Source organism: Streptomyces sp. NPDC034111, assembly GCF_055575375.1.
In genome coordinates, this window is sequence record NZ_JBVIST010000040.1 from 1 (window position 1) to 8,535 (window position 8,535).

Consider the following 8,535-nt stretch of genomic DNA (forward strand, 5'->3'; position numbering starts at 1 on the left):
TAGGTGGTCACACAGGGTGGGTCGTACGGCAGTTGAGGAACGTATCGGCTCCATTGCTGTCGGCTCAGGGTGCCGGAGCTCCCGGCGCAGATACGGCTGATGGCGGACTCGACGTTCAGGTCCCAGAGCGTGGCCACGCCGTCGTCGGTGGTGGCGGCCAGGGTGTGACCGTCCGGGCTGAACGCGAGGACGGCGACGAATCCGGTCTCCACGGTCAGCGGTCGGCCGATGGTGGTGGGGTGGTCGGGATCGGTGACGTTCCACAGGTTGATGGTGCCGTTGTCGGTGTGGCCGGCCGCTGCGAGGGTGTGCCCGTCCGGGCTGAACGCCACCGACCACAGGCTGCCGCCGGGTACGGTCAGGGGACTGCCTCTGCGCGTGAGGTGGTTGGGGTCGGTGGCATTCCACAGGGTGATGGTGCCGCGGCTGTTCCCGGTGGCGAGTGTGCGTCCGTCGGGGCTGAACGCCACCCAGGTGCTGGTGGCGGTCGGCTGGTCGATCTGCTTTCCGATGCGGACCCCGGGGTCCGTCGTACTCCACAGTCCGACGGTGCCGTTGCTGCCGTCGCCGCCGGCCGCCAGGAACTTGCCGTCGCGGTTGAACGCCAGGGATTCGACGGACGACGTGTCGGAATTGGAGATGGTGGCGTGGGACACGGGGTTCGCGGGGTCGCTGACGTCCCACAGGACGATCCTGCCACGCTCGTTGTCGCCGGCCGCGGCCAGGGTGTGGCCGTCGGGGCTGAACGCCAGGGAGAAGATGAGCCCGTCCGCCCCGGTGAGGGTCTTACGGAGGCGAACGGGATGGCTGGGGTCGGCGGTGCTCCACAACGTGACGGTGCCGCCGCTGTCGCCTGCGGCCAGGGTGCGCCCGTCCGGGCTGAACGCCACGGCGTCGACGGGGTTCTTGGGGCCGGTGAGCGGAGCACCGCGGGGAGCGGGGTGGTCGGGGTCGGCGGTGTTCCACAGCGAGACGGTGTTGTTCTGATTTCCGGCGGCCAGGGTGCGCCCGTCGGGGCTGAACGCCACGGATGCCACATTGCCGCCGGCGCCGATGATCCGGGTCGGCGGCAGATTCCACAGATCGACGTTGCCGTCGGTGTTCCCGGCGGCGAGGGTGCGGCTGTCCGGACTGAACACCACGGCGGTCACCGCGTCGCCGGGACCGGTCAGCGGCCGGCCCAGAGGGCCGATGGCCCCGGGGTGGGTGACGTTCCACAGATGGATGGTGTGGTCGGCGCTGCCGGCCGCCAGGGTGTGCCCGTCCGGGCTGAACGCCACCGATATGACGGGCTGCGCGGGGCCCGTCAGCGGCTTGCCCAGGGGGGCGGGGTGGCCGGGGTCCGCGACCTTCCACAGGTGGACCTTGCTGTCGCTGGATCCGGCGGCCAGGGTGCGGCTGTCGGGGCTGAACGCCAGGGAGTTGACGGGATGCCCGGCCTTCAGGGAGCGGCCGCGGCCGGGGTGGGCCGGGTCGGTGGTGTTCCACAGGCTGATGGTGCCGGCGTCGTCGTCGCATGCGGCGGCCAGGGTGTGCCCGGTGGGACTGAACGCGATGCGATGGGAGAAAACGTCGGGGCAGTCGAGGTCCAGGGGCGCTCCCGCGGGGTTGACGTCGTCGGGGCGGGTGACGTTCCACAGGCTGACGAGTCCGGCGTGCCATCCGGCGGCCAGGGTACGGCCGTCGGGACTGAACGCCAGCGATTCGATGGAGGTCGCGGCGTCCAAGCCCTGAATGGCGGGACTCTTCGGCCGGCCGAGGAGGACCGGGTGGCTGGGGCTGGTAAGGCTCCACAGGTCGACGAATCCGCCGGAACCGGCGTCGCCGTTGTGGCTGGTGTGGCCGCCGACGGCCAGCACCCGGCCGTCCGGGCTGAACGCGAGCGACAGGATCGAATTGACGGAACGGTCCACGGGCACGGGTTTGCCCAGCGCCACCGGACGGCTGGGATCGGAGACGTCCCACAGCCGGACGAGCCTCTGGTGAACGTTCCCGGCGGCCAGCATGTGCCCGTCGGGGCTGTAGGCCACGGTGTAGACCGCGCCGCGCGGGCCGGGAAGCCGGGTGGCCAGCGGTGTGTTCTCGGTCGTGATGAGCCGGGACGCCGCCTTCGGGGTCGGGTCCATACGGTAGGCGGTCAGCGCGAGTTGAGCGGACAGCGAGGGATCGGTCGGCGCCAGTTGTACGGACGCGGAGGTGACGGCGGCGTTGATGGCCTGGTCGCGGGCTCGCAGGGCCTGGGCGGCGGCGTCCCGGGCGTTGGACTCCTGCTTGAAGGCGAACACCGCGGCCAGCGAGGCGACCACGGCCAGGGCGGTGATGGCGGCGACCGCGCCGCGCCGGAGCCGTTGCCCGCGCCGTTGGTGGTGGCGGGAGGTTGCCAGGAATGCCCGGGCGGCGCCGCTGAGTTCCGGCCCGTGCGTTTCGGCCCAGGCGAGGGCGGCCTCCAGGCGGTTGCCGCGGTACAGCGCGGCTGCCTCCCGGCCGGCCTGTTCCCAGAGCGCGGCCGCCTCTTCCAGATCCTGTCGTACGAGGTTCCCGTTGCGGTCGTGCTCGATCCAGTCCCGCAGCCGGGGCCAGGCGCGGATGAGCACCTCATGGGTCATCACCACCGTGTCGTCCTGTTCCCGGGTCAGCAGCCGGCCATGGGTGAAGTCGTCCAGGACTTTTTCGGCCGCTTCCCGGTCCGGCGCGTGACGCAGCAGCTCGTCGTACCGGACGCGGCGGCGGCTGTCGTCGGCGTCGCGTCCCACGATGACGAGCCGTAGGAACACCCACCGTGCGGCCTCGCGGCAGGGCGGCGGCAGGGTGTCGTAGAGCCTGTTCGCCGTGGTGGCGATGGCGCCCTGGATGCCGCCGGTGACGCGGTATCCGTCCACGGTGAGCGTGTGGCCGTGGCGCTGCTGCCAGGTGGCCCGCAGCGCGTGTGCGAGCAGCGGCAGCCGGCCCGTGGTGCTCGTACCGACCGGTCCCCCGACCGCGCCCAGGTCCGCCAGCAGCACCTCTACCAGGCCGTCTTCGACGTCGAGTCCTACGTTGCCGGCCGGGCGGCGGATCGCGTCCTTGAGTTCGTCCTCCGTCATCGGCTCCAGCAGGACCGGTCCGGCCTGGAGCGCCGCCCGGAGCTGCGGATGGGCCGTGCACGCGGCATAGAAGTCCGCGCGCACTCCCAGCACCACGACCGCGCCACCCGTGGGCCGGGCCAGACGGTCGAACACGTCGATGAGCCACTGCCGTTCGGTCTCGTCGCCGCAGGCCGTGAAGACCTCCTCGAACTGGTCGACCACGACGACCAGGCCCGTGGAGGGGGACTCCCCGGTGGGCGCCGGATCGTCAGCTCTGGTGATCTCGCGCAGCTCGGCAAGGCACCGTGCGGGATCGGCCCGCCACGCCGGTGCCGTGCGCCGGGCGGTCTCGGCGTCGAGCCCGGCGGCGGCCGCCAGTGCCAGGGCCGGGGAGGCCGTCGGGGTCAGCAGCAGCCGCGGCCAGGTGCTCGAGCCCGCCATCGGAAGCCGGCCGTCGTCCAGGGCCGGCAGTACCCCGGCCGCAAGCAGGGACGACTTCCCGGCCCCCGAGGGGCCGATGAGCACCAGCGGGCCGCCCTCACGCATCCGGGCGTCCATCCGCTCGCACACGAGGTGAACCATTCGCTCACGGCCGTAGAACCATTGCTTGTGCCGCGTGCCGAACGGGGCCAAGCCCGGGTACGGGCACAGCACTTGGTCGGCGCCGGGTCCGGGCACGGTTCTGCGCCCCTCGTCGCCGAGGCGAACGTGGAGGTCGCGGCCGGCCTGGAAGACGCTGCCGCCGCCGGTCGCGCTCGCCTCCTGCCGTTTCGGCTGCCAGAGGGGCGGCCCGTCGGGGGGCGAGGCACCGGTGCTGCGTTCCGTCACGCTTGTCCGCCCCTGGTGACGGTCATGTCCCGGCCGGCCAGGAACGCGTCGCCGCCGGAGACGTGTGCCTCCAGCGTCATCGAGCCCGTGATCTGCTGTTCCGGGGTTCCGGCAGCGCGCAGTTCCTCGCCGAGCAGCGCGCGCAGTTCGTCGACGGCGTCCGGCCGCGTGGCCATCAGTCGGATGAGGCGGGCCTGCCACTCGGCGACCAGAAGCCCCTGGAGCTCCTGGCTCTCGCCCGTCTGCCGTGCCTCAAGCAACTCGCCGCGCGCATCGGTGAGTTCCTCCTCGACGCGCTCCGGGTGCGCGGACCGCCACAGCGACAGGACCGAGGACTTGACCGCGGCCCAGCCGTCCGTCGCCAGCAGATCGATCAGGCGCGCCGCGGCCGTCGATGCCAGGCCGGCGAGTTCCACACTCGTCTCCATGTTTCCTCCTTGTCCCTTACCGCCCGTGGGCCGCGATCGCGGTCACTGTCAGGTGGGAGGCGATGAACACGTGGTCGCCGCGCACCGTCCACAGGAACCCCACGTCCGGCTGCCCGGGGTCGGTGTACTTCCACCGGGCCCTGCCGGTGGCGGCGTCGATGGCCCACAGCGTCTTGGCGCTGTCGGTGGCGAAGACGGTGTCGGCCGAACACTGCGCGCTCTTGCCGGAAATCCTGAGGGCGGCCTTGAACATGTTGGAACCGCCCATGTCGTTGGCCCCGTCGAGCCTCGCGACCCACTGGAGCGTGCCGTCGGCCGTGGCCAGGGCGGCCAGGTCGCCGCCGACCGGTACATAGACGGTCGCGCCGTCCAGGCTGGAGAACGGCGCGCCGATCTGGACCTGGTCCCCGTTCTTCGCATCGAAGCGCTGATGCCACTTCTCGCTGCCCGTGGCCGCGTCGACGGCGAACAGCGTGTCGCCGTTGCTGCCGGCGAACAGGAACAGCCCGGCGGCGTAGCACGTCAGCGGCCAGCCGGTGGTGAAGTAGTAGGCGGCGTGCGGGACGGATACCTTCCAGCCGCGGGCGCCTTTCCTGCCTGCGTCGATCATCTGGACGCGGCCGGGTTTCTTGCCCGGAACGGCCGAGGTGGCCAGCAGGTGAGAACCGGAGGGCGGCACGAGCACGTTGTTGATGTCCGTGCCCTTGACCCCCCACAGTCGCTTGCCGGTGGCGGCGTTGAACGCACGGATGTAGCCGGTGCTCGGAGACTTGGCCGAAAACGATTTGGATGGCTGAAGCAACTGCCCGCATACGTACACCGTGTTCCCCGCGACTGCCACATAGTCGCTGATGTACATCGCCGCACGCGTGCCGCCGCCGGGATCGACGTCGGCCATCTTGGTCGCCCACTTCACCTTCCCGCTGGCGGCGTCGAACGCAGCCAGCAGGCCTGACTGACTCGGTGTGTCGCAGAGCAGGTAGAACACTCCGTCCGCGTACGCCGTCGGGTACTTGTCGCTGGTCGTGCCGAAGTCGTTGGTCGTGTTCAGCTGGGGGAACACGGATTTTCCGGTCGCGGCGTCCAGGAAGGACGTGGCAGTGTCCGTGACCACCATGACCACCTTGTCGGACGCTTCCAGGCAGGTGGGGGCGTGCTTCCCGGCGCCCGACCATGCCTTGGCGGCGTCGGGTCCGGCCAGGACGATCGGTTCGGGTCCGTCCGTCGAGGACGGCGACGCAGAGGAGGCCGACGTGGATCGCTTGCCTGACGGAGAGGCCGGCCGCGCAGTGGATCCGGGCACGCCGGCCCGGCCGTCGGGTGCCGGCGACGAGTCGCCGGAGAAGGCGAGTGCCGCCGCGGCTCCGCCGAGTACGGCCGCGCCCCCGGCCAGACCGATGATCAGCTTCCGGCGGCTGACACCCGTGCCGGCAGCGGTCACCGGCGGCGGAGGAAACGGGCCCCGGCCGCCGCCCCCGGCGGACACCGATCCCACCGCCGCGGCCGCGGCGGCCATGTCGGCGGTCACCGCCGGCGGCAGCCAACTGCCCCTTAGGGCCGGCAGGTCCTGACGCCTCAGGTAGTCGACGAGTTGCTCCGCGGTGGGACGGTCCGGCGGTTCCGGGTACAGGCAGCCGCCGATCACCTCGCGCAGCGACACGGGGAGGGCGCCCGTGTCCGGCTCGCCTCCGGAAGCTGCGAACAGCACGGTCGACCCGAGGTCGAACATGTCGTCCGCCGGTGAGGGTGCCGGACTGCCGGTGGCTCCCACGATCCCCAGGGCGGCGATGCGGGGCCCGTCCATGGTCAGCAGCACCGAGTCCGGGCTCACCTCGCCGTGGACCGTCCCGGCCGCGTGGAGTGCGGCCAGCGCCCGGGCGAGGCCGTCGGCGAGCACCCGCAGAGCCGGTTCGCACAGCGGGCCGTGCCGGTCCACCGCCTGCCGGAGCGGCAGTCCGGCGGTGAACTCGGTCGCCAGCCAAGGAACTGGCGCGTCGGCGTCGGCATCCACCACCGGTACGAGGAAAGCACTGGACAGCGTCCGTGCCGCCTCGACGGCGGCTCGGAACCGGTCCCGGAAGCCCGGGTCCGCGGCGAGTTCGGGCCCCACGACCGTGACCGTGACGAGTAGCCCCTCGTCCGTGCGGGCCGCGAAGACTTCGCCCCCGCCGACCGTGCTCTGCCTTCCGAGCAGCGCATACGGCCCGATCCGATGAGCACCGTCTGCTCCGGGATGATCCATCGTCCGCCCCTCACGCAAGCCTGATCGTCTGATCACGGGCCGCCTGGTAGGCGCTGCCACCGCCGGACACATGGGCCGTCATGGTCATTGATGGTTCCGGATCTGCGGCCGGCGCCGTGCCGTGCCCGGGTTCGACAGCGGGGTCGGTATCGGTATCGGACAGGAGAGCGGTCACCGCGTCGGCCAAGTGCTCCAGCCCGTCCGGCAGATGGGTCTCCGGAACGCGGAGGAACTGCAGGCGCGCGAGCTCCGCGATCTCAGCCGGCAGCGCCGAGGCGCCGGGCAGCATCGTCGTGTCACCCAGAAGGACCGGAACGACGCGGTTTCCCGCCCGCAGAGCTGTCGCGATCTCCAGGCGGACCCAGTCGTGAGGCCGGTCCAGGAGCCGCACACCGTCCTCGCCCCGCGCGTCGAGCCACCCTGGCCCGATCAGTACGCACATCAGCTCGCACTCGGCGGCCTGCCGCCGCAGGATCTCGGCGAAATCGGCCCCGGGCGGAATCGACTGTCCCGACTTGAAGATCTCGTTGGCACCTAAGCGGTCGGACAGCGCGCGGTAGACGCGGTCTCGCATCCACCGGGAATCCGGTTTGCGAAAGCTGAGGAAGATGCGCGGCACAATGGCCCCCTCTCTGGCAAGCCTTGACGTCAGGAATCGTGCTCACCCTAGGGGCGGAGTACAACGCTCGGTGGCTATTCGCCGGGGATTGAATAGCGGCCGCAAGGCTCCGTACGCTGGCCGGTATGGAACCGGCGGACAGCGCGGCAGGGACGGTCTCGGCAGGGAGATCGACCAGCACGCGTCTGCCGCCGGGCGACTTCGGCGTCGTCCTGGCCACACTCCGGGCACGTCGGGGGTGGAGCGTGCGCGAGTTCGCCCGGCGTGCGAACGTGTCCGAAGGGCAGATCTGCAATCTGGAGAGCGGGTTGCGCAACCCGACGCCCGCTGTGGCGGCGGCATGCGACGCGGCCTTCGGCACCGGCGGGGAACTCATCGAGCTGGCCGGGCCCGGCCGCCGCGGCGCCCGGACCGAGGGCGTCGTCGAGGCCGGCCCCGTGGTCGCCGGATACGAGCGGGTCCTGTGGGAGCTGAAGGACATCGGCAGATCCACCGGACCGAGGTTCGTCACCGCTTCGATGAAGTCGATCACGCGGATCCTGTCGGACGCCGGCCCGCACGCCGTTGGCGAGCAGCGTGCCGAGATCTGGCTGCTGGCCTCGAGGTTCGCCGAATACACGGGGTGGATGGCACAAGAGGCGGGAAATCCCGCGGAGGCGTTGCGCTGGACGAATCTCGCGGTCCGCTGGGGCGCACACGGCGGGGACGAAACGGTGGCCGCGTATGCCCTGGTCCGCAAGGCGTTCATCGCCCAGCACCGCGGTGACACCGATGCGGCGATCGGATTCGCTGACCAGGCGGCCGGGCACCCGGCGGCCAACCCGGTGATCCGCGCGCACGCCGCGCGGCGCGCGGCCCAGGGGCATGCGCGCCGTGGCGATGCGGGGGCCTGCCGGGAGGCACTTGAGCGGTTCAGAAGCCACGCCGCCGAGGACATCGGCGACCGGACCCCTCACTGGGGCCCGCGCATCGAGAACGGCAACCCTCGGCTCATCGAGGCGTCCTGCATGCTCAGCCTCCGTCGCTTCGAGCTGGCCGCCGACCTTTTCGCCGCCGAGCGCCGGCGCCGGCCGGCCGTCCCGGCGGACAGCAACTCCCAGGCCCGCTTCGCGGTTCGGCAGGCGACAGCCCTGGCCGGTGTCGGCCGCCTCGACGACGCCTGTCAGATCGTCGAGGCCACGCTGCCCGTGATCAAGCGCATCGACTCGGCCACCGTCCGCGCGGAGCTGGGCCGTTTCGTGGAACAGGCCCGGACCCGGAGAGCCAGCCCGGGCCAACTCGCCCTCATCGACGCATCGGCCGCCCTCGCGATCGGCTGACAGTCGCGATCGGCTGGCAGTACGGACAGATCTG

The 8,535-nt window shown here is 71.5% G+C and carries 5 protein-coding genes; 1 reads left to right on the forward strand and 4 read right to left on the reverse strand.

Annotated features, from left to right (window positions below; genetic code table 11):
- The 4 genes from ACZ55A_RS36995 to ACZ55A_RS37010 all read right to left on the reverse strand — a co-directional run.
- Positions 1-3,893, reverse strand: a 3,893-nt coding sequence (locus tag ACZ55A_RS36995) for an nSTAND1 domain-containing NTPase (protein WP_468849478.1), incomplete at its 3' end; no start/stop codon positions are given.
- Entirely contained in the window at positions 3,890-4,321 is a 432-nt protein-coding gene (locus ACZ55A_RS37000) for a hypothetical protein (protein WP_468849480.1), read from the reverse strand. The genes ACZ55A_RS37000 and ACZ55A_RS36995, both read right to left, overlap by 4 nt.
- A gap of 16 nt (positions 4,322-4,337) precedes the next feature.
- Positions 4,338-6,563, reverse strand: coding sequence for an outer membrane protein assembly factor BamB family protein (locus ACZ55A_RS37005; RefSeq protein ID WP_468849482.1), 2,226 nt, complete (start codon positions 6,561-6,563; stop codon positions 4,338-4,340).
- Between the two features lie 10 nt (positions 6,564-6,573).
- A complete protein-coding gene (locus ACZ55A_RS37010) occupies positions 6,574-7,182 on the reverse strand; it encodes a toll/interleukin-1 receptor domain-containing protein (protein ID WP_468849483.1) in 609 nt (202 codons plus the stop codon).
- 125 nt (positions 7,183-7,307) lie between these two features.
- Here ACZ55A_RS37010 and ACZ55A_RS37015 point away from each other — a divergent pair, with 125 nt between their 5' ends.
- Positions 7,308-8,501 carry a helix-turn-helix domain-containing protein gene (locus ACZ55A_RS37015; protein WP_468849485.1) on the forward strand — a complete coding sequence of 398 codons (1,194 nt, stop codon included), beginning with the start codon at positions 7,308-7,310 and terminating at the stop codon, positions 8,499-8,501.
- Positions 8,502-8,535 lie beyond the last annotated feature (34 nt).